Origin of the sequence: Acidovorax sp. LjRoot74 (assembly GCF_964254355.1) — a bacterium.
In the GTDB taxonomy this organism is placed as follows: Bacteria; Pseudomonadota; Gammaproteobacteria; order Burkholderiales; family Burkholderiaceae_C; genus Acidovorax.
In genome coordinates, this window is the sequence record NZ_CAXUTI020000001.1 from 1,742,040 (window position 1) to 1,761,472 (window position 19,433).

Genomic DNA, 19,433 nt, shown 5'->3' on the forward strand with positions numbered 1-19,433 from the left:
GGACGGGCCTCGCGTGTTCAGACCAAATGGAAAAATGGCCGTTTGCGCGCGTCTGTAGTCATTTTATGCTACTGATTTGATAGTGAATCAGTCTGCAGGTACGAACCGGGTACAACCCGACCAGCGTAAGCTGGCCACCGCGCGCTCAGACGCCCTCGACACACACCATGCGCATGATGGCTGCGCCTTCGCGGGCGGCCTTGGCTTTTTGGTACTCGGGCGTGTCGTAGAAGGCGCGGGCAGCCTCAAAGCTCGGGAACTTGAGCAGCACGGTGCGGCCGGGGTTCCAGTCGCCTTCCAGCACTTCCACCTTGCCGCCGCGAATGCACACCTCGGCGCCATGCGCCTGCATCGCCAGCGTGCTCCACTTTTTGTACTCTTCGTACTGCTCAGGGTTGGTGACGGTGACGGATGCGATGACGTAACCACTGCTCATGTCTCAAGCTCCAAAGTTGTTTTCGAGGAATCCGCTTTTCTTGGTGACGTCGTCGAGCGCCACCAAGGTTTCCAGCAAGGCTTTCATGTGCTTGAGCGGCACGGCGTTGGGGCCGTCCGACCAGGCCTCGGCGGGGCGAGGGTGGGTTTCCATGAACAGGCCCGCCACGCCCACGGCCACACCGGCACGCGCCAGCACGGGCACCATGTCGCGCGCGCCGCCACTCACGGCGCCCAGGCCGCCAGGCTTTTGCACCGAGTGGGTCACGTCGAACACCACGGGCGCGCCAGAGTTGCGCATCTCGGCCAGGCTGGTCATGTCGGCAACGAGGTTGTTGTAGCCAAAGCTCACACCACGCTCGCAGGCCAGGAAGCGGTCTTCCGACAGGCCGACTTCGGCTGCTGCAGACCGGGCCTTGTCGATAACGTTCTTCATGTCCCAGGGCGCGAGGAACTGGCCCTTCTTGATGTTCACCGGCTTGCCGGACTGCGCCACGGCGCGGATGAAATCCGTCTGGCGGCACAGGAAGGCGGGCGTTTGCAGCACATCCACCACGCTGGCCACCTCGGCCACGTGCGAGGTGTCGTGCACGTCGGTCAGGATGGGCAGCTGCAGCTGGCGGCGCACCTCATCAAGGATCTTCAAACCGGCGTCGAGGCCGACACCGCGCTTGCTGGTGCCGGAAGAGCGGTTGGCCTTGTCGAAGGAGCCCTTGTAGATCAGCGGAATGCCCAGCGGCGCGCAGGCTTCCTTGAGCTGGCCCGCGACGTCAAGCGACATCTCCAAGCCTTCAATGGAGCAGGTTCCCGCGATCAGGAAAAAGCGATGTTGAAGGCCAACATTGAATCCGCACAGCTGCATGGTGAGGTCCCCTTAGGCTTTTTTCGCGGCTTGCTGGTGGTCCACGGCCGCCTTGATGAAGGCGTTGAACAGCGGGTGGCCGTTCCAGGGTGTGGACTTGAACTCGGGGTGAAATTGCACGCCGATGAACCAGGGGTGGACATTTTGGGGCAGCTCCACGATCTCGGTGAGCTGCTCGCGCTGCGTCAGAGCAGAGATCACGAGGCCCGCCTTGCGCAGCTGGTCCAGGTAGTTCACGTTGGCTTCGTAGCGGTGGCGATGGCGCTCGGTGACCACGTCGCCGTAGATGCTGTGGGCCAGCGTGTCCTTGGACACGTCTGAGCTTTGCGCGCCCAGGCGCATGGTGCCGCCCAGGTCGGAGTTCTCGTCGCGTGTCTTGATGGTGCCGTCCGCATCCTTCCACTCGGTGATCAGAGCGATCACGGGGTGGGGCGTGGCGGGATCGAACTCGGTGCTGTTGGCATGAGCCAGGCCCGCCACATGGCGCGCGTACTCAATCGTAGCTACCTGCATGCCCAGGCAGATGCCCAGGTAAGGCACCTTGCGCTCGCGGGCAAACTGGGCCGTGGCGATCTTGCCTTCCACGCCGCGCTGGCCGAAGCCGCCGGGCACCAGGATGGCGTCGTACTTGGCGAGCTTGGCGACTGCGTCGGCGCTGTCGATGGTTTCGGAATCGACATGGTCGATCTTCACGCGCACATGGTTGCGCATGCCCGCGTGGCGCAGGGCCTCGTTGACCGACTTGTAGCTGTCCGACAGGTCCACGTATTTGCCGACCATGGCGATGGTGACTTCGCCTTGGGGGTGTTCGGTTTCATACACCAGGTCGTCCCAGCGCTTGAGGCTGGTGGGCGGCGTGTTCAGGCGCAGCTTGTCGCAGATGAGGCCGTCCAGGCCCTGCTCGTGCAGCATGCGCGGCACCTTGTAGATGGTGTCCACGTCCCACATGCTGATCACGCCCCATTCGGGCACGTTGGTGAACAGCGAGATCTTGGCGCGCTCTTCCTCGGGAATGCGGCGGTCGGCGCGGCACAGCAGGGCGTCGGCCTGGATCCCGATTTCGCGCAGCTTCTGCACCGTGTGCTGGGTGGGCTTGGTCTTGAGTTCGCCCGCTGCCGCAATCCAGGGCAGGTAGGTCAGGTGCACAAAGGCTGCGTTGTTCGGGCCCATACGCAGGCTCATCTGGCGCACAGCTTCGAGGAAGGGCAGCGATTCGATGTCCCCTACTGTGCCGCCGATCTCGACGATGGCCACATCCACGGCATCGGGCGTGCCAATGCCGGCGCCGCGCTTGATGAATTCCTGGATTTCGTTGGTGACGTGCGGGATGACCTGTACGGTCTTGCCCAGGTAGTCGCCGCGGCGTTCCTTCTCCAGCACGGACTGGTAAATCTTGCCCGTGGTGAAGTTGTTGGTTTTCTTCATGCGCGTTTCGATGAAACGCTCGTAGTGGCCCAGATCCAGGTCGGTTTCTGCGCCGTCATCGGTCACGAACACCTCGCCGTGCTGGAACGGCGACATGGTGCCCGGGTCTACGTTGATGTAGGGGTCAAGCTTGATGAGGGTGACTTTGAGTCCCCGCGATTCGAGGATCGCGGCAAGGGAGGCTGAGGCGATTCCCTTACCGAGGGAAGACACCACACCGCCGGTGACGAAGACAAATTTGGTCATGTCTTTTTTGGTGGTGGGAAATTGGGATTATAGATGGCACCCCGGAGACACCCCCGCCGAAGGGCTCTGGCCCGTCTGCTAAATTCAGCCCATGAATGAGCTTGCTGGCAAACACATTGTTCTGGGTCTGAGTGGGGGCGTGGCTTGCTACAAGGCAGCCGATCTGTGCCGCCAGCTCATCAAGGAGGGCGCCACTGTCCAGGTGGTGATGACCGAGGCGGCTGAACGTTTCATCACCCCGGTCACGATGCAGGCCCTGTCTGGCCGCACGGTGTATGGCTCGCAATGGGATGCACGCGAGCCCAACAACATGCCGCACATCAACCTCAGTCGCGAGGCCGATGCGATCCTGATCGCGCCTTGCAGCGCTGATTTCATCGCACGGCTGGTGCAGGGGCGGGCGGATGAATTGCTCAGCCTGCTGTGCCTGGCCCGTCCTGTGCAACAGGTGCCCCTGTTGCTGGCCCCGGCCATGAACCGCGAGATGTGGGCGCATCCCGCCACCCAGCGCAACCTGGCCCAGGTGTCGCAGGATGGCGCGGTGGTTCTGGGCGTAGGGAATGGTGACCAGGCCTGTGGCGAGACGGGTGATGGCCGCATGCTGGAACCCGAAGAGCTGCTGGAGGAGTTGATTGCCTTCTTTGCCCCCAAGGCGTTGGCAGGGCGCCGGGTGCTGGTGACGGCGGGCCCCACGTTCGAGGCGATCGACCCGGTGCGGGGCATCACCAATCTGTCGAGCGGGAAGATGGGTTTTGCGATTGCGCGTGCCGCCCGAGAAGCCGGTGCCGATGTCACGGTGGTGGCGGGGCCGGTGCATGTGCCTACGCCGCGCGGGGTGCGCCGGGTGAACGTGCAGTCCGCCCAGGAGATGCTGACCGCTGTGGAGCGCCATGTGCAGGCCGCTTCGGTATTCATTGCCACTGCAGCCGTGGCGGACTGGCGGCCTGCCAACCAGTCTTCAGAGAAGATCAAAAAAGACGGCTCGGGCCAGACGCCAAGCTTGGAGTTTGTGGAGAACCCGGACATCCTGGCTGCGGTGGCCCGGTCGCCCCACGCCCTGCAGGGGGATTTGTTCTGTGTGGGGTTTGCCGCCGAAAGCCACGATTTGCTCGCCCATGCCACGGCCAAGCGTGTACGCAAGGGCGTGCCGCTGTTGGTGGGAAATATCGGCCCGGCCACCTTCGGGCAGGATGACAATGCCTTGCTGCTGGTGGACGCCCAGGGGCACAGCGAGTTACCCCGGGCCTCCAAGCGGGTGCTGGCCCGGCAACTGATCGAGGACATTGCGGCGCGGTTGCCGCCTGTGGGGTCGTAGGGGTCTTTGCCGGGAGGCTGTATGAAGACTGGTGCCACCAAGCCTGAATGGGACACGCCACCCGACGGCGACTTTGCGCGTTATGTGGAGCGGCTTACGGCGCCAGCACCTGCCCGGGCCGCACAGGCGCCATCAACCTGGCGCCACGGCGTCGCCAAAGCCTGTTGCGGCGGCTGGAGGGCGCTCGGCGCCCCCGTCCAATCCGCCCGATCTTGCGCTGGTTTTGGCGCCTTTGTTTGGCGTTGTGCGTGCGGTCCGCGCCCTGCTCCTGGTGTTGATTGCACTGCATGGGGTCACTCTGTTCATGTTCGACCAGGGGTCTTTGCCCGGGCTGGTGGTCATGGCGGCCATCTGGTGGGCCCTTGGGCGTTTGATGGAGGTGGCTCCCAAGGCTCTATCATCCGCAGCCTCCGGGGCCGCCTCAGGCATAGAGCCCTTGCAGGAGCGGCTGCGGCAAGTAGCCAAGCAGCGCACAACTGGAAAGAAGAAACAACCGTGAAGATTGACGTGAAGATTCTGGATCCGCGCATGGCGGACCAACTGCCTACCTATGCTACGCCCGGCAGTGCTGGGCTGGACCTGAGGGCCTGCCTGGATGCGCCCCTCACCCTGCAGCCCAATGCATGGCAGCTGGTGCCCACCGGCATTTCCGTCTACATCAAGGACCCGGGGTACGCAGCCTTGATCCTTCCGCGTTCGGGCCTGGGTCACAAGCATGGCATCGTGCTGGGCAACCTCGTGGGTTTGATCGATAGCGACTACCAAGGGCAGCTCATGGTGAGTGCCTGGAACCGCAGCAGTGTGGCCTTTACGCTGGAGCCCATGGAACGCCTGGCCCAGTTGGTCATCGTGCCGGTGGTGCAGGCGCAGTTCAATGTTGTTACGGAGTTTGAAGCCACCGAGCGGGGCGAAGGCGGCTACGGCTCGACGGGCAAGGCCTGACGCTTGCGGTAGCAGTGGTGGGTGCTGCATTTGTAAGACGGCGCTTACTTTTTTGCGTGTCTGTTACCGACAAGTCAGAGGGTTTTCTGTCTACGCAACAGAACCCCGGTGCGTTGTTCCAATCAACCATGTGTCCAAGACGCCATGCAATGCGCCATGGCCTCGGACTGGTCCTCAAGACTTCAGGAGATTGAAATGCTGCAATTCACCCGCCCTCTCGCCATTGCTGGCGTGGTTGTTCTGGCCAGCTCTTTGGCGGCCTGCGGCCACAACCGCCCGGCACCGGCGCCCCAGTATTCGGGGGGCTATTCCAGCGGCTACCAGACCGCACCTGCCTATCCCAACAACCCTGCGGGCACTGAGTATGGCCGCGTGTCCAATATCGAGGTAATGCAGGGCCGCTCCCAAGGCCAGACTTCCGGCGCGGGGGCTGTGCTGGGCGCGGTGGTGGGCGGTGTCCTGGGCAACCAGGTGGGCAAGGGCTCTGGCCGTGCTGCGGCCACGGCGGTAGGGGTTCTGGGGGGCGCGGTGGCGGGCAACGCCATCGAGGGGCGCAACAACCAAGAGTATGTGCAAGGTTACCGCCTGTCCGTGCATCTGGACCAGGGCGGTTACCGCGTGTATGACGTGAGCAGCCCGGGTGACCTGCGTATTGGCGACCGCGTGCGTTTGTACAACGGCCAGATTTCGCGCATGTGATTTAGCTGACTACTGACCAAAAAAACGGGCGTCCCGAGTTTGTTCGGGGCGCCCGTTGTGCTTTGGCGGGGCTCAGTGCAGCAACGAGTTGCCGGGCGCCTGGGGTTGAACGCGAAAGAAGCCTGTACCGGCGGTTCCGCGTCCGATTTCCTCTTCGGTGGCTTCGCGCACGGCCTGCACGGTCAGTTGCAGGCGCAAGGCTATGCCCGCCAGCGGGTGGTTGCCGTCGAGCACGATATGGTCGGGATAGATCTCGGCCACGGTGTAAAGAGCGGTGCGGGGGGCATCGGGGTTGCAGCCTTCTGGCAGGGCCATGCCGTCAAACGTCATGCCTTCTTCGATTTCTGCGGGGAACAGCGCGCGGGGCTCCAGAAACAGCAACTGGTCGTTGAAGTCGCCGAAAGCATCTTCGGGTTCGAGGTGCAGCGCCAAGGTGGCGCCGGGGCCGTGGCCTTGCAGGGCCTCTTCGATGCGGGGCAGAAGATCATCGCCGCCGACCAGAAACTCCACGGGCTCATCGAGCACGTCCAGCTCTTCGCCCAGCGTGTCCTTGAGCGTCCAGGTCAGTGCGACCACACATTGTTGGGTAATTTCCATAGGAGAATTGTCGCAGTTTGACCAACCGCCCCGCCAAGGGGCCCTGTTTTCCCATGGATATCCAGCAACCCCTTTCCCTGCTCGGGGGGCTCAGCCCCGCGCAATTCATGCGCCGCCACTGGCAGAAGAAGCCCTTGCTGGTGCGCCAGGCCATTCCCCAGTTTGTGCCGCCCGTGCTGCGGTCCGAGCTGTTTGCGCTGGCCGCCCAGGAAGGGGTGGAGTCGCGCTTGGTGCAATTGGTCAAAGGTGCCTGGAAGCTGCGCCATGGCCCCTTCAGCCGCCGTGCATTGCCCGCGCTGCAGCAGCCCGACTGGACCTTGCTGGTGCAAGGGGTGGATCTGCACAACGATGCGGTCCATGCGCTGATGCAGCAGTTCCGTTTTGTGCCCGAGGCGCGGCTGGACGATCTCATGATCAGCTACGCCAGCAACGGCGGTGGTGTGGGGCCGCACTTCGATAGCTACGATGTCTTTTTGCTCCAGGCCCATGGCAAGCGCCGCTGGCGCATTGGCCGGCAGAAAGACCTGGCGCTGCGAGACGATATTCCTTTGAAGGTGCTGGCGCAGTTTGAACCCGAAGAAGAGTTTGTGCTGGAGCCGGGCGATATGTTGTACCTGCCGCCGCGCTACGCCCACGATGGCATTGCCGAAGGCGAGTGCATGACCTACTCCATCGGTTTCCGTGCCCCGGCGCGTGCAGAACTGGCCCAGGAGCTGCTGGTGCGTCTGGCGGAAGACGCCGGGGATTCAGACGAGGACAAGCCGCTGCTCTATCGGGATGCTGGACAGGAGGCTGTGGCGCAGCCTGCTCACATTCCTGCCGTCTTGCATGAATTCGCGCGCGAAGCGCTCGCCCGCGCGTTGGCGCAGCCCCTGGTGCTGGAGCGCGCGCTGGGCGAATACCTGACCGAGCCCAAGCCCAGCGTGTGGTTCGAGCCCGGGGATGCGAGGGTGATGCTGGAGGGGGTACGCCTGGACCGCAAGAGCCGCATGATGTATGACGCGCAGCACATCTTCATCAATGGAGAGAGTTACCGCGCCGCCGGGCGTGATGCCACGCTGATGCGGCGCCTGGCCGACGAGCGCCAGCTGACGGCGCGCGATCTGGCCCGCGCCAGCGACGACGCGCTGGAGCTGCTCTCCTCGTGGTGCGACGCGGGCTGGGTCCACGTCTGGGCGGGCAGCCACTGACCAGGAGACCATGATGACCGATGTGGCGGCCCCTTCGCCCGAACCTTTGCGTGACCTGCCCGCAGGGCGGTTCAGTGGGCGGGAAACGTTCCAGCAGCTGGTGCGCGATGCCTTTGCCACCGCAGCCCGGGACGGATGGCAGGAGATCGTGATCAGTGACGCCCATTTCCACGACTGGCCGTTGGGCGAGCGCGCGGTGGTCGAATCCCTGCAGGCCTGGGCCCACAGCGGGCGGCGTTTCACCATGCTGGCCTGCAGCTATGACGACGTGATCCGGCGCCATGCCCGGTTCGTGCGCTGGCGTGGCACCTGGGACCACATCATCACCTGCCGCCGCAGCCCGGCGGCCGACCCTCTGGACCTGCCCAGTGCCTTGTGGTCGCCCCAGTGGGTCATGCATCGCCTGGATCCGGAGCGCTGCATGGGGGTGACGGGCAGCGAGCCCGATCGCCGGGTGCTGCTGCGGGAGTCGCTCAACGAATGGGTGCGCAGCAAAAGCACCCCCGGTTTTCCTTCCACCACGCTTGGCCTGTAGCCTCTGCATGGGGGTGCGCGGAGCTTGTGTGGCAAGACCAACATGGCGGCGACCGCACTGCGTGAAGTCAAGCGGGTGTAAAGCTTTCGTCAGTGTTAGTCAGTATTGACTAAAAATCAATATAATCGGTGGTTGCGCCAAAAAGGTGCAAATCAAACGCTTTGTGCCAATGCGTACCAGGGCTTCAGTGGGCCTGACGCTGTGGCTTTTCAAGATTCTGTCTGTCCAACTAGGAAAATCGAAATGAAGAACTCTCTCGTTCTGGCCGCCCTGATCGCTGCTGCTGCACTCGCCGCTTGTGGCAAGAAGGAAGAGCCCGCTCCAGCACCTGCTCCCGCTCCCGTGGAAGCTCCTGCCGCTGCACCCGCTCCTGCCGCCGAACCCGCAGCTCCTGCTGCTTCCGACGCAGCTGCTGCTCCAGCCGCCGCTCCTGCTGCTGACGCTGCTCCTGCTGCCGACGCTGCCAAGGCTGCCGCTGACGCTGCTGCCACCGCTGCTACTGGCGCTTCCGCAGCCAAGTAATTCGCTGCAGGTGCTGGGCCGGTTTGTACCGGCCCGTGCCCAGGCCCCGCACCGCAAGGTCGGGGCTTTTTTTGTGCCCTGACGGCTCACCTGTATGTGGTGCGAAGTGGCGTGGCAGCTGCGGGGCGCGGTCAACCGCCATGGCAGCGGCTGTCCACCCGCAGCCAGTCGGTGCCCTGGGTGGGGTTGGCCACGATGATGTCCTCTGCCGTCCAGCCCAGTGCGGCGGCCAATGTCTCCTGGGCGAGAGAGGGCACATTGTTCTGCGCGCTCAGGTGGGCAGCCACCACCTGCCCCAGGCCCGCGTGCTGCACGGCGCGCAGAATGTCGGCCGTGGCGGCATTGGCCAGATGGCCATAAGGGCCCCCCACACGGCGCTTCAGAAAGGGTGGGTAGCGCGAGGCCTGCAGCATGCCAGGGTCGTGGTTGGCTTCAATCATGAGGGTATGGCAGCCCTGGAGCTGCTCCAGCACATGGGCGCTGGCGTGCCCCAGGTCGGTGAGTACCGCCAGGTGGGCATCGCCGTCGGAGCAACGAAGCTGCAGTGGCTCCCGCGCGTCGTGGGGCACCGTGAAGGGCAGGGCCTGGAAGCTGCCCAGGTCCAGGGCGTGCATGTCGTGCGCCACATGCAGCATGCCGTCGAAATCCGGGAATCCCAGCGCTGCGTGGGTTCCTTCGCTCATCCACACCGGAATCCGGTAGCGCACGGCCAGCGCCTGGGCGCAGCCGATGTGGTCGGAATGTTCGTGGGTGATGAAGACGGCGTCGAGGTCTTCGGGCTGCAACTGGGCCTGGGCCAGCCGGGCTTGCAGCTGTCGGATGCCAAAACCGCAGTCGATCAGCAGGCGGTGGATGTGTCCACCGCTGCTGCCTTCGACCACGGTGGCGTTGCCCGTGCTGCCGCTGCCCAGGTTCTTGAAGCGCAGCATGGAACGTTGGTGGTCGGTTGGATACGGGGGCGCAAAAAACACACCCTGCCAGGGGCCGGGAGCCCAGGGCAGGGTGGTGGTGTGGGAGCGCCCTTTGTTGTTACTTCAGGTCGTCGGTGATGACGCGCACGATGCGCTCGGCGTTGGCCGAGGTGTCGGGGGCGCCTGACTCGTTGAGCACGGAGACCGTGGTGGACTCACCCTGGCTGCGTACCGCGATGCGGTACTTGAGCGGTGGTGTGGCGGCCGAGGAGCTGCTAAACAGTTTGCCGAAGAAGCCGGGTTCCTTCTTGTCGGCATTGGGGGCCACGTAGCGCACGAAATACATGCCTTCGTTGCGGTTGCGGTCTTCCACGGTGAAGCCTGTGCGGTCGAGTGCCAGGCCCACGCGGCGCCATGCGCGGTCAAAGCCCTCATTCAGCTGCACCACGGGCTGGTTGTTGACGGTGGCCATGCGCGCAGCCTGTGCGCGGGGGGCGGGGGCCGCCACGATGGCTTTGGACTGCTCCTGGCTCACGCCCAGCTTGACCATCAGGCGGCGCAGGAATTCGGTTTCGAGTTCCGGGTCGGAGGGGCGGGGCTGCCACACCGTGTTGTCCTTGGTGGTGGTGCCATAGACCTCGATCATGCCGCGATGGGTGATGTAGATCTCGGTGCTGCCATTGGCGTTGCGCTCCAGGCGGGTGCGGAACTTATCGCGCTCGCCGGTGGAGTACAGCGAGTCCAGCATCTTGCCCAGCGTGGAGCGGATGAAGTCCTGCGGCAGCTTGGCGCGGTTCTCGGCCCAGTCGGTTTCCATGATGCCGACGTTGGGCTCGGCCTGGTCCAGGTTGAAGCCACTTTCTTGCCAGAAGTCGCGCACGGGCTCCCACAGCTTGTCGGCAGGGCGGTTGACCACCAGCCAGCGCTGGTTGCCGTCACGCTCGATGCGTACGTCACCCAGCTGCAGGGCGGCGGCGTTGGCAGCGGTGCCCGAGGGCTGCGCAGCTTGGCCAGCCTGCATGGCGGCTGCAGACACCGTGCCACCCGGGACGGCGTAGCGGGAGTCGCGCGACAGCTGGGTCAGGTCCGGGGGGACTTCCAGGGTCGAGCCTCTGGAGGCGCTTTTGTAGTCGATCTTGTCGCCTTCGAGGGCGGCGCAGGCGGACAGGGCCATGGCGAGGGCCAGCAGGCTCAGGCGGGTGGTAGCAGCTTTCACGCGGAAATCCTCGGGAAAAAGTGTCTCAGGGAGCCGGGCGCTGCCCGGCTTGGATCAGGCCAGCAGGCCGCTGGTGCGCAGTGCGGCTTCGACGACGGCCTCGTTGCCGCTGGACAGCGGCGTCATGGGCAGGCGCATGGTGCCACCACACAGGCCCATGCGGGCCATGGCCCACTTGACCGGGATGGGATTGGCTTCGACGAACAGGTGCTTGTGCACGGGCATCAGCTTGAACTGGATTTCCATGGCGCGGCGCGAGTCGCCCGCGAGGGCCGCCACACACAGCTCGTGCATCAGGCGCGGGGCCACGTTGGCCGTCACGCTGATGTTGCCATGGCCGCCGCACAGCATCAGGGCCACGGCGGTCGGGTCGTCGCCCGAGTACACGCCAAAGCCCTTGGGTACGTCACGGATGAGCCACTGCGCGCGCTCGATGTTGCCGGTGGCTTCCTTGATGCCGATGATGCCGGGCACCTGGGCCAGGCGCAGCACGGTGTCGTGCTGCATATCGGCCACCGAGCGGCCGGGCACGTTGTAGAGCACGATGGGCAGGTCGCCCGTGGCTTCTGCAATGGCCTTGAAATGCTGGTACTGGCCCTCTTGCGTGGGCTTGTTGTAGTAGGGCACGACCTGCAGCTGGCTGTCGGCGCCCACGCCGCGCGCGAACTTGGCCAGTTCGATGGCTTCGGCGGTGGAGTTGGCGCCACAGCCCGCCATGATGGGCACGCGCTTGGCCGATTGCTCCACGGCCACGCGGATGATCTCGCAGTGTTCTTCGACATTGACCGTGGGCGACTCGCCCGTGGTGCCCACCACGCCGATGCAGTCGGTGCCTTCGGCGATATGCCAGTCGATCAGTTTGCGCAGGGTGGGGTAGTCCACGCTGCCATCCTCGTGCATGGGGGTGACGAGGGCGACGATGCTGCCGGTGAGGGGCACGGAGGAAGAGGTCATGTCCGCAGTGAAAAACGGTAAAAGGGCATTCTAACTAGCCGCGATGGGCAAAAGATGCCGTGGGGCCCCGCCAGGCTGCGGGAGTTCCCGCACGGCCGTGATGCGTTGCACGAAACGCGCGGGTTCATCCAGGAACCCGTCCTCGTAGGCCACCACGCGCAGCCCCTGGCTGGCGCCCAGCAGCTCGCCGGGTGCCAGCAGGAATTCAGGCCGTGCAGGGCGCCCCACGGTTTCGTTGCCCAGGGCAAATGTTTCGTAGATCAGCACGCCACCCGGAGCGACGCTGTCCACAATGGCGGGCAGCAGGGGCCGCCACAGGTAGTTGGTGACCACCACGGCGCCAAACTGGCGGCCCGGCAGGGGCCAGGGCCCGTTTTCAATGTCTGCCAGGAGCAATTCGCCCAGCCCTTCGCAGGCGGCGAGGGCCTCGGCAGAGCGGTCCACCCCCACCACCGGGTGCCCCTGGCTGTGCAGCCAGCGCAGGTGGCGGCCCGCACCGCAGGCCAGGTCCAGGGCTGTGGCGCCCGGGGGGATCAGGTGGGTCCAGCGGCGGACCCATGCGGAGGGGGCTTCTGTGTCATGCATAATGCTATTAAATTTACAGCTTAAAGGGCTTTTCCAGCGCGCGCAGAAGCCCCAAAAAGCTTTGAATCTCTGACTGTGGCCGTCAGAAACACGCCCACATCTGGTCGGCCAGCATCACCATGAACTCGGGCACGGTGTACATGCCAAACACCAACAGGCATAACAGCACGGCCACGGCCCGACCCAGCCAGCGCAGGGCGCGCGACCGGGGTGTGGGGGGCGGGGGCGGTTGGTGCATGGTGGGTCAATCAGGCGGTCCGGTCAGGCGGGTTGGGGGGCTGAGCGCTGGATGGGGCTTTCCTTGACGGGCAGGTTCACCAGCCCGGCAAACACGCCCAGGCCGATGGCGATGTACCAGACGATATCGTAGTTGCCCGTGGCGTCATACAGATAGCCACCCAGCCACACGCCCAGGAAGCTACCGATCTGGTGGCTGAAGAACACAAAGCCGCCCAGCATCGACAGGTGCTGCACGCCAAAAATCTGCGCAATGGTGGCGTTGGTGGGTGGCACGGTGGACAGCCACAGCGTGCCCATCACGGCCGAGAACACGTACACCGACAGTGGCGACAGCGGCACCAGCAAGAAGATGCTGATGGCCACCGCACGGGCAAAGTAAATGAAGGCGAGGATGTGGCGCTTGGGCATGCGCTGGCCCAGCGTGCCCGCAATGTAGGTGCCAAACACGTTGAACAGCCCGATCAGCGCCAGCGCATAGCTGGCCACCTGGGGCGACAGGCCATGGTCCTTGAGGTAGCTGGGCATGTGCACGCCAATGAACACCACCTGGAAGCCGCACACAAAGTAACCCGCCATCAGCAGGTTGAAGCTGGGGTAGCGGAACGCCTCGCCCAGTGCCTGCACGATGGTCTGCTCACGCTTGACCGGGGCCGCTCCCTTGAAGCCCGGCTCCCGCAGGCCAAATGCCAGGGGCACGATGAGCAGCACCGCCATTGACAGCACCAGCAGCGCCTGCTGCCAGCCCAGGCCCGCAATGAGCCAGCCTTCCACCGGTACCATCAGGAACTGGCCGAACGAACCCGCCGCCGCCGCCACCCCCATGGCCCAGGAGCGTTTTTCGGGTGCAATCTGCCGCCCCAGCACGCCGTAGATCACGGCGTAGGTGGTGCCCGCCTGCGCCGCGCCAATCAGCACGCCCGCCGTCAGCGCAAACAGCGTGGGTGTGGGCGACAGCGCCATGCCCGCCAGGCCCAGGCCATACAGCACCGCGCCGCCCATCAGCACACGGAAGGCCCCAAACCGGTCGGCCACCATGCCCGCAAAAATCCCGATCAGGCCCCAGGACAGGTTCTGGATGGCGATGGCCAGCGCGAACGACTGGCGCGTCCAGCCCATCTCCTGGGTGATGGGCAGCAGCCACAGCCCGAACCCGTGGCGGATGCCCATGGACAGGGTCACGATGGCCGCGCCGCAGGCCAGCACCTGGAACATGGACAGTTTGGGAATATTCATATGCATGCGCAGGAATGTAGCCAGATTGCGTGAAACGTGCTGATACACACGTGACCAATACAGTGCCCCATAGGGGTGGTGATGACTGGTTTTTTATCCAGCTACGCCCCGCATGCCGCACTACAATCCGCCGCTATGTCTGCCAAACCGTCTTCTGCTTCCGCCAGCGAATACTCCGAAGGTTCGATCCGCGTGCTCAAGGGCCTGGAGCCCGTCAAACAGCGCCCGGGCATGTACACCCGCACCGACAACCCCCTGCACATCATCCAGGAGGTGCTGGACAACGCCGCCGACGAGGCGCTGGCCGGGTACGGCAAGAAGATCCGCGTCACCCTGCACGCCGACGGCTCGGTCAGTGTGGAAGACGATGGCCGGGGTATCCCCTTCGGCATGCACCCGGAGGAAAACGCGCCGGTGATCGAACTGGTCTTCACCCGCCTGCACGCGGGCGGCAAGTTCGACAAGGGCAAGGGCGGCGCCTACAGCTTCTCGGGCGGCCTGCACGGCGTGGGCGTGTCGGTCACCAACGCGCTGGCCACCCGGCTCGAAGCCACCAGCTACCGCGAGGGCAAGGTGGCGCGCCTGGTGTTTGCCGCCGGTGATGTGGTCGAGCCCCTGGTGGCCCGGCCGCTGGAGGCGGGCGAGCGCAAGCAGGGCACCTCGGTGCGCGTGTGGCCCGATGCGAAATATTTCGAATCCAGCGCCCTGCCCATGGGCGAACTCACCCACCTGCTGCGCAGCAAGGCTGTGCTCATGCCGGGCGTGACGGTGCAGCTGGTCAACGAGAAAACCCGCGACACGCAAACCTGGCAGTACAAGGGCGGTCTGCGCGACTACCTGATGCAGACGCTGAACGGCGACCCGGTGATCCCGCTGTTTGAGGGCGAGGGTTTTGCCGACCGCAACAACGAAAGTTTTGCCGAAGGCGAGGGCGCATCCTGGGCCGTGGCCTTCACGGAAGACGGCCAGCCCATGCGCGAGAGCTACGTCAACCTGATCCCCACCAGCGCGGGTGGCACGCACGAAAGCGGCCTGCGCGACGGCCTGTTTAACGCCGTCAAGAGCTTCATCGAACTGCACAGCCTGCTGCCCAAGGGCGTAAAGCTGCTGCCCGAGGACGTGTTTGCGCGCGCCAGCTATGTGCTGTCGGCCAAGGTGCTTGACCCGCAGTTTCAGGGCCAGATCAAGGAACGCCTGAACTCGCGCGACGCGGTGCGCCTGGTCAGCGGTTTTGTGCGCCCGGCGCTGGAGCTGTGGCTGAACCAGCACGTCGAATACGGCAAGAAGCTCGCTGAGCTGGCCATCAAGGCCGCGCAGACGCGCCAGAAGGCGGGCCAGAAGGTCGAAAAGCGCAAGGGCTCCGGCGTGGCCGTGCTGCCCGGCAAGCTCACCGACTGTGAAAGCCGCGACATTGCCCACAACGAAGTGTTCCTGGTCGAGGGCGACTCGGCCGGTGGCAGCGCCAAGATGGGCCGCGACAAGGAAAGCCAGGCCATCCTGCCGCTGCGCGGCAAGGTGCTCAACACCTGGGAGGTGGAGCGCGACCGCCTGTTTGCCAACAACGAAATCCACGACATCTCGGTGGCGATTGGCGTGGACCCGCATGGGCCCAACGACACGCCCGACCTGAGCGGCCTGCGCTATGGCAAGGTCTGCATCCTGTCAGACGCCGACGTGGACGGCTCGCACATCCAGGTGCTGCTGCTCACGCTGTTCTTCCGCCATTTCCCCAAGCTCATCGAGACCGGCCACATCTACGTGGCGCGCCCCCCGCTGTTCCGCGTGGACGTGCCCGCGCGTGGCAAGAAGCCTGCGGCCAAGATGTATGCGCTGGACGACGGCGAGCTGGCCGCCATCCTGGACAAGGCCGAAAAAGACGGCGTGCCGCGCGAGAAGTGCCAGATCAGCCGCTTCAAGGGCCTGGGCGAGATGAACGCCGAGCAGCTGTGGGAAACCACGCTCAACCCCGACACCCGCCGCCTGTTGCCCGTGCAACTGGGCGACATGGACTTTGCCGCCACCGAAGGGCTGATCACCAAGCTCATGGGCAAGGGCGAAGCCGCCGCGCGCCGCGAGCTGATGGAGCTGCATGGCGACGCGGTGGAGATTGATATCTGACGCACCGGCTGGCTGCACGCAGTGCCTGTGATGAGGAATATGACTAAAAACAGTGCTTTCCGCGCATCTGTATTGGGTTTGTTGCTATGTTTTGTGCAGCAATTCGCCCATGCAGACCTGTGGGCGCATGTGGACGAGCGCGGCGTGACGCACTTTGCGGCGGAGCAGGTCGATGCGCGCTACCAGCTGTTTTTTCGCGGCAATGACTTCGACTCGACCCGGGATGCGCCCGTCAATGCCTCGCCCATGCCCTACGCACTGCCTGCCGCAGGCGCGCGCCTGCTGGCGTTTTTCGATATCGCGCCTGACTACAAACGCGTCAAGCACCACCTGCGCGCTGCGGCCACCCAGCATGGCGTGGACTACGAGCTGCTGCAGGCAGTGATCGCCACCGAGTCCGGCTTTGACGCCACCGCCGTATCGCCCAAGGGCGCCGTGGGCCTGATGCAGGTGATGCCCGCCACGGCCAGCCGTTTTGGCGTGAGTGCGGACAAGAAGCGCACGGTGGAGCAAAAACTGGCCGACCCCGCCGTGAACGTACCCACCGGCACCCGCTATTTGCGGCATCTGCTGGACCTGTTCCCCGGCCGCATGGACCTCGCGGTGGCCGCCTACAACGCGGGCGAAGGCGCCGTGCAAAAGGCGGGCAACCAGGTACCAGCTTTCAAGGAAACCCAGAACTACGTGCGCACCGTGCTGGGCCTGTACGCCCAGCTCAAGCCGCCAGCCCCCGTGCTGACACAGCGCGCCCTGCCGGGCCGCGTGCGCATGGAGCTGTCGGGCGGCGCGCAGAACCGGGGCAACCTGCCGCCCACTCAGGTGGCACAGACCCGCAGCGCGCCGCAGACCGCGTTTGAACCCTTACCGACGATTCCGAACGAATGAGCGACCAACCCACTCTTGATTTCACCACCGCAGGCGATGACGGAGGCGACTCCCTGGGCCTGGCGGGCTACGCCCAGCGCGCCTACCTGGAATACGCGCTCTCGGTCGTCAAGGGCCGTGCACTGCCCGATGTGTGCGACGGCCTCAAGCCCGTGCAGCGGCGCATCCTTTATTCGATGGACCGCATGGGCCTGGGCTACAGCGGCCCCACGCGCAACACGGCAGCCAAACCGGTCAAGAGCGCCCGCGTGGTGGGCGATGTGCTGGGCCGCTTCCACCCGCACGGCGACCAGTCGGCCTACGACGCGCTCGTGCGCATGGCGCAGGACTTTGCCCAGCGCTACCCTCTGATCGATGGCCAGGGCAACTTCGGCAGCCGCGACGGTGACGGCGCCGCCGCCATGCGCTACACCGAGGCGCGCCTGTCGCGCATCACCAGCCTGCTGCTCGACGAAATCGACGAAGGCACGGTCGATTTCATGCCCAACTACGACGGCAGCACCGATGAGCCCCGCCAGCTGCCCGCCCGCCTGCCGTTTGCGCTGCTCAATGGCGCCAGCGGCATCGCAGTGGGCCTGGCCACCGAGATCCCCAGCCACAACCTGCGCGAGATTGCCGATGCGTGTGTGGCGCTCATCAAGACGCCATCGCTCAGCCAGGACGAGCTGCTGGCCATCGTGCCCGGGCCCGACTACCCCGGTGGCGGCCAGATCATCAGCAGCCCCGGCGACATTGCCGACGCCTACCGCACGGGGCGCGGCAGCCTCAAGGTGCGCGCGCGCTGGAAGATCGAGGACATGGCGCGCGGCCAGTGGCAACTGGTGGTCAACGAACTGCCGCCCGGTGTGAGCACGCAAAAGGTGCTCGAAGAAATCGAGGAAATCACCAACCCCAAGGTCAAGGCCGGCAAGAAGGCGCTGACGCAGGACCAGACGCAACTCAAGGCCAGCATGCTGGCCGTGCTGGACGTGGTGCGCGACGAGTCGAGCAAGGACGCGCCCGTGCGCCTGGTGTTCGAGCCCAAGACGGGCAAGACCCCGCAGCAAGAGCTGATCACCGCGCTGCTGGCCCACACCAGCCTGGAGACCTCGGCGCCCATCAACCTGACCATGGTGGGGCTCGATGGCAAGCCCGTGCAGAAGTCGCTGCGCCAGATGCTGGAAGAGTGGATCGCCTTCCGCCAGACCACCATCACCCGCCGCAGCCAGCATCGGCTGAACAAGGTGCTGGACCGCATCCACATCCTCGAAGGGCGGCAGCTGGTGCTGCTCAACATCGACGAGGTGATTGCCATCATCCGCCAGGCCGAAGACCCCAAGGCCGCGCTGATTGCACGCTTCAACCTCAGTGACCGGCAGGCCGAGGACATCCTCGAAATCCGCCTGCGCCAGCTCGCGCGGCTCGAAGCCATCAAGATCGAGCAAGAGCTGAAAGAACTGCGCGAAAGCCAGGGCAAGCTCGAAGACATCCTGAACAACCCAGGCTCGCTGCGCCGCACCATGGTCAAGGAGATCGAGGCCGACGCCAAGACCTTTGCCGACGCTCGCCGCACGCTGATCCAGGCCGAGAAAAAGGCCGTGGCCGAAGTGAAGGTGGTGGACGAGCCTGTCACCGTTGTGGTGTCTGAAAAGGGCTGGGTGCGCGCGCGCACCGGCCATGGCCACGAGGCCGCCAGCTTTGCCTTCAAGGCGGGCGACGGGCTGTATGGCACGTTCGAGTGCCGCACGGTTGATACCCTGCTGGCCTTTGGCAGCAACGGCCGCGTGTATTCGGTGGCCGTGTCGCTGCTGCCGGGTGCGCGGGGTGATGGCCAGCCGGTGACCACGCTGATTGAGCTGGAAGCAGGCACGCAGCTGCTGCACTACTTTGCAGGCCCCGCCAACGCCACACTGCTGCTGTCCAACTCGGGCGGCTACGGCTTCCTGGCGGCGGTCGAGAACATGGTGTCGCGCCAGAAGGGCGGCAAGGCCTTCATCACCCTGGGCGAGGGCGAAACCGTGTGTGTGCCCTCGCACGCCGCAGGCACCACAGGCAGCAAGCCGGTGCTGCCCGCCACGCATGTGGCCTGCGCCTCCACGGGCGGGCGCATCCTCACGTTCGAGATCACCGAGCTGAAAACCATGGCCAACGGCGGCCGGGGCCTGATGCTGATCGATCTGGAAGACACGGACCAGCTCGCAGGCGCGGCGGCCTACACGCGCAGCATTCGCCTTGATGGTATTGGCCGGGGTGGCAAGCAGCGCGACGAAACGCTGGAGATCCGCAGCCTGAACAACGCCCGCGCCGCACGCGGCCGCAAGGGCAAGGCGGCGGACCTGGGCTTCAAGCCCACAGCGGTGACGCGGGTGGAGTAAGCCCCCGTTCCAGACGAAGAAGCCACCTCCGGGTGGCTTTTTTCATGGCCGCAGCAGTTTTCCACGGGTTGCTACGGATTGGACGAAATGCGCGAACGGGCGCACCATATGTAAGTGAATGTCTGTGCTGGCCTGCGTCCCAGGCCGTCAGCATGCATGCCAGCAGTAC

19 protein-coding genes are annotated in these 19,433 nt (G+C 64.9%); 9 read left to right on the forward strand and 10 right to left on the reverse strand.

Features of this window, described 5'->3' with window-relative positions; all coding sequences use genetic code 11:
* Nucleotides 1–145: 145 nt before the first annotated feature.
* The 3 genes from ACSQ3O_RS08025 to ACSQ3O_RS08035 are packed head-to-tail and all read right to left on the reverse strand — an operon-like array spanning nt 146 to nt 2,968.
* Nucleotides 146–436, reverse strand: coding sequence for a DUF1330 domain-containing protein (locus ACSQ3O_RS08025; protein ID WP_056640013.1), 291 nt, complete (start codon nt 434–436; stop codon nt 146–148).
* Between the two features lie 3 nt (nt 437–439).
* A complete protein-coding gene (gene kdsA, locus ACSQ3O_RS08030) occupies nt 440–1,297 on the reverse strand; it encodes a 3-deoxy-8-phosphooctulonate synthase (protein ID WP_298448594.1) in 858 nt (285 codons plus the stop codon).
* A 12-nt stretch (nt 1,298–1,309) separates the two neighbouring features.
* Nucleotides 1,310–2,968 carry a CTP synthase gene (locus ACSQ3O_RS08035; RefSeq protein WP_137746316.1) on the reverse strand — a complete coding sequence of 553 codons (1,659 nt, stop codon included), beginning with the start codon at nt 2,966–2,968 and terminating at the stop codon, nt 1,310–1,312.
* Between the two features lie 91 nt (nt 2,969–3,059).
* Here ACSQ3O_RS08035 and coaBC point away from each other — a divergent pair, with 91 nt between their 5' ends.
* The 3 genes from coaBC (at nt 3,060) to ACSQ3O_RS08050 (ending at nt 5,924) form a co-directional block, all read left to right on the forward strand.
* Entirely contained in the window at nt 3,060–4,283 is a 1,224-nt protein-coding gene (coaBC, locus tag ACSQ3O_RS08040) for a bifunctional phosphopantothenoylcysteine decarboxylase/phosphopantothenate--cysteine ligase CoaBC (RefSeq protein WP_436138454.1), read from the forward strand.
* A gap of 495 nt (nt 4,284–4,778) precedes the next feature.
* Nucleotides 4,779–5,225, forward strand: coding sequence for a dUTP diphosphatase (dut, locus tag ACSQ3O_RS08045; protein ID WP_063462079.1), 447 nt, complete (start codon nt 4,779–4,781; stop codon nt 5,223–5,225).
* 195 nt (nt 5,226–5,420) lie between these two features.
* Nucleotides 5,421–5,924, forward strand: coding sequence for a glycine zipper 2TM domain-containing protein (locus ACSQ3O_RS08050; RefSeq protein WP_436138455.1), 504 nt, complete (start codon nt 5,421–5,423; stop codon nt 5,922–5,924).
* A gap of 72 nt (nt 5,925–5,996) precedes the next feature.
* Here ACSQ3O_RS08050 and ACSQ3O_RS08055 read toward each other — a convergent pair whose 3' ends face one another.
* The gene (locus tag ACSQ3O_RS08055; protein ID WP_137746319.1) at nt 5,997–6,521 is read right to left on the reverse strand and encodes an FKBP-type peptidyl-prolyl cis-trans isomerase; all 525 of its coding nucleotides are present in this window, start codon (nt 6,519–6,521) and stop codon (nt 5,997–5,999) included.
* A 53-nt stretch (nt 6,522–6,574) separates the two neighbouring features.
* On the opposite strand from ACSQ3O_RS08055, the gene ACSQ3O_RS08060 reads away from it, so the two are divergent.
* The 3 genes from ACSQ3O_RS08060 (at nt 6,575) to ACSQ3O_RS08070 (ending at nt 8,768) form a co-directional block, all read left to right on the forward strand.
* Nucleotides 6,575–7,711, forward strand: coding sequence for a JmjC domain-containing protein (locus ACSQ3O_RS08060; RefSeq protein ID WP_436138456.1), 1,137 nt, complete (start codon nt 6,575–6,577; stop codon nt 7,709–7,711).
* Between the two features lie 13 nt (nt 7,712–7,724).
* On the forward strand, nt 7,725–8,246 hold the full coding sequence (locus ACSQ3O_RS08065) for a hypothetical protein (RefSeq protein WP_436138457.1): 522 nt from the start codon (nt 7,725–7,727) through the stop codon (nt 8,244–8,246).
* Between the two features lie 243 nt (nt 8,247–8,489).
* Complete coding sequence (locus tag ACSQ3O_RS08070) at nt 8,490–8,768, forward strand: hypothetical protein (RefSeq protein WP_137746322.1); 279 nt, start codon at nt 8,490–8,492, stop codon at nt 8,766–8,768.
* Nucleotides 8,769–8,899: 131 nt separating this feature from the next.
* On the opposite strand, the gene ACSQ3O_RS08075 is transcribed toward ACSQ3O_RS08070, so the two are convergent.
* From ACSQ3O_RS08075 to ACSQ3O_RS08100, 6 genes are all read right to left on the reverse strand, one after another.
* A complete protein-coding gene (locus ACSQ3O_RS08075; protein ID WP_436138458.1) occupies nt 8,900–9,697 on the reverse strand; it encodes an MBL fold metallo-hydrolase in 798 nt (265 codons plus the stop codon).
* Nucleotides 9,698–9,797: 100 nt separating this feature from the next.
* Nucleotides 9,798–10,895 carry an outer membrane protein assembly factor BamC gene (bamC, locus tag ACSQ3O_RS08080; protein WP_137746324.1) on the reverse strand — a complete coding sequence of 366 codons (1,098 nt, stop codon included), beginning with the start codon at nt 10,893–10,895 and terminating at the stop codon, nt 9,798–9,800.
* Nucleotides 10,896–10,949: 54 nt separating this feature from the next.
* Nucleotides 10,950–11,849, reverse strand: coding sequence for a 4-hydroxy-tetrahydrodipicolinate synthase (gene dapA, locus ACSQ3O_RS08085; RefSeq protein WP_436138459.1), 900 nt, complete (start codon nt 11,847–11,849; stop codon nt 10,950–10,952).
* Nucleotides 11,850–11,879: 30 nt separating this feature from the next.
* On the reverse strand, nt 11,880–12,434 hold the full coding sequence (locus ACSQ3O_RS08090; RefSeq protein WP_436138460.1) for a class I SAM-dependent methyltransferase: 555 nt from the start codon (nt 12,432–12,434) through the stop codon (nt 11,880–11,882).
* A gap of 82 nt (nt 12,435–12,516) precedes the next feature.
* Entirely contained in the window at nt 12,517–12,672 is a 156-nt protein-coding gene (locus ACSQ3O_RS08095; RefSeq protein ID WP_436138461.1) for a hypothetical protein, read from the reverse strand.
* Nucleotides 12,673–12,695: 23 nt separating this feature from the next.
* The gene (locus tag ACSQ3O_RS08100; RefSeq protein ID WP_436138462.1) at nt 12,696–13,913 is read right to left on the reverse strand and encodes an MFS transporter; all 1,218 of its coding nucleotides are present in this window, start codon (nt 13,911–13,913) and stop codon (nt 12,696–12,698) included.
* 129 nt (nt 13,914–14,042) lie between these two features.
* Here ACSQ3O_RS08100 and ACSQ3O_RS08105 point away from each other — a divergent pair, with 129 nt between their 5' ends.
* From ACSQ3O_RS08105 to parC, 3 genes are read left to right on the forward strand one after another with little or no spacing between them, the layout of a single operon-like run.
* Nucleotides 14,043–16,025, forward strand: a complete 1,983-nt coding sequence (locus ACSQ3O_RS08105) for a DNA topoisomerase IV subunit B (protein WP_436138463.1) — start codon at nt 14,043–14,045, stop codon at nt 16,023–16,025.
* 39 nt (nt 16,026–16,064) lie between these two features.
* The gene (locus ACSQ3O_RS08110) at nt 16,065–16,910 is read left to right on the forward strand and encodes a lytic transglycosylase domain-containing protein (RefSeq protein ID WP_436138464.1); all 846 of its coding nucleotides are present in this window, start codon (nt 16,065–16,067) and stop codon (nt 16,908–16,910) included.
* Nucleotides 16,907–19,264 carry a DNA topoisomerase IV subunit A gene (parC, locus tag ACSQ3O_RS08115; protein WP_436138465.1) on the forward strand — a complete coding sequence of 786 codons (2,358 nt, stop codon included), beginning with the start codon at nt 16,907–16,909 and terminating at the stop codon, nt 19,262–19,264. Before ACSQ3O_RS08110 ends, parC begins: the two co-directional genes overlap by 4 nt.
* Nucleotides 19,265–19,433: the final 169 nt, after the last annotated feature.

Coding starts and splice junctions, on each gene's coding strand:
- ACSQ3O_RS08075 (WP_436138458.1), bottom strand. CDS start 9,697: ATGCTGCGCTTCAAGAACCTGGGCAGCGGCAGCACGGGCAACGCCACC.
- ACSQ3O_RS08050 (WP_436138455.1), top strand. CDS start 5,421: ATGCTGCAATTCACCCGCCCTCTCGCCATTGCTGGCGTGGTTGTTCTG.
- coaBC (WP_436138454.1), top strand. CDS start 3,060: ATGAATGAGCTTGCTGGCAAACACATTGTTCTGGGTCTGAGTGGGGGC.
- ACSQ3O_RS08105 (WP_436138463.1), top strand. CDS start 14,043: ATGTCTGCCAAACCGTCTTCTGCTTCCGCCAGCGAATACTCCGAAGGT.
- ACSQ3O_RS08100 (WP_436138462.1), bottom strand. CDS start 13,913: ATGCATATGAATATTCCCAAACTGTCCATGTTCCAGGTGCTGGCCTGC.
- ACSQ3O_RS08055 (WP_137746319.1), bottom strand. CDS start 6,521: ATGGAAATTACCCAACAATGTGTGGTCGCACTGACCTGGACGCTCAAG.
- ACSQ3O_RS08095 (WP_436138461.1), bottom strand. CDS start 12,672: ATGCACCAACCGCCCCCGCCCCCCACACCCCGGTCGCGCGCCCTGCGC.
- ACSQ3O_RS08110 (WP_436138464.1), top strand. CDS start 16,065: ATGACTAAAAACAGTGCTTTCCGCGCATCTGTATTGGGTTTGTTGCTA.
- ACSQ3O_RS08090 (WP_436138460.1), bottom strand. CDS start 12,434: ATGCATGACACAGAAGCCCCCTCCGCATGGGTCCGCCGCTGGACCCAC.
- ACSQ3O_RS08070 (WP_137746322.1), top strand. CDS start 8,490: ATGAAGAACTCTCTCGTTCTGGCCGCCCTGATCGCTGCTGCTGCACTC.
- ACSQ3O_RS08060 (WP_436138456.1), top strand. CDS start 6,575: ATGGATATCCAGCAACCCCTTTCCCTGCTCGGGGGGCTCAGCCCCGCG.
- ACSQ3O_RS08025 (WP_056640013.1), bottom strand. CDS start 436: ATGAGCAGTGGTTACGTCATCGCATCCGTCACCGTCACCAACCCTGAG.
- kdsA (WP_298448594.1), bottom strand. CDS start 1,297: ATGCAGCTGTGCGGATTCAATGTTGGCCTTCAACATCGCTTTTTCCTG.
- ACSQ3O_RS08065 (WP_436138457.1), top strand. CDS start 7,725: ATGACCGATGTGGCGGCCCCTTCGCCCGAACCTTTGCGTGACCTGCCC.
- ACSQ3O_RS08035 (WP_137746316.1), bottom strand. CDS start 2,968: ATGACCAAATTTGTCTTCGTCACCGGCGGTGTGGTGTCTTCCCTCGGT.
- parC (WP_436138465.1), top strand. CDS start 16,907: ATGAGCGACCAACCCACTCTTGATTTCACCACCGCAGGCGATGACGGA.
- dapA (WP_436138459.1), bottom strand. CDS start 11,849: ATGACCTCTTCCTCCGTGCCCCTCACCGGCAGCATCGTCGCCCTCGTC.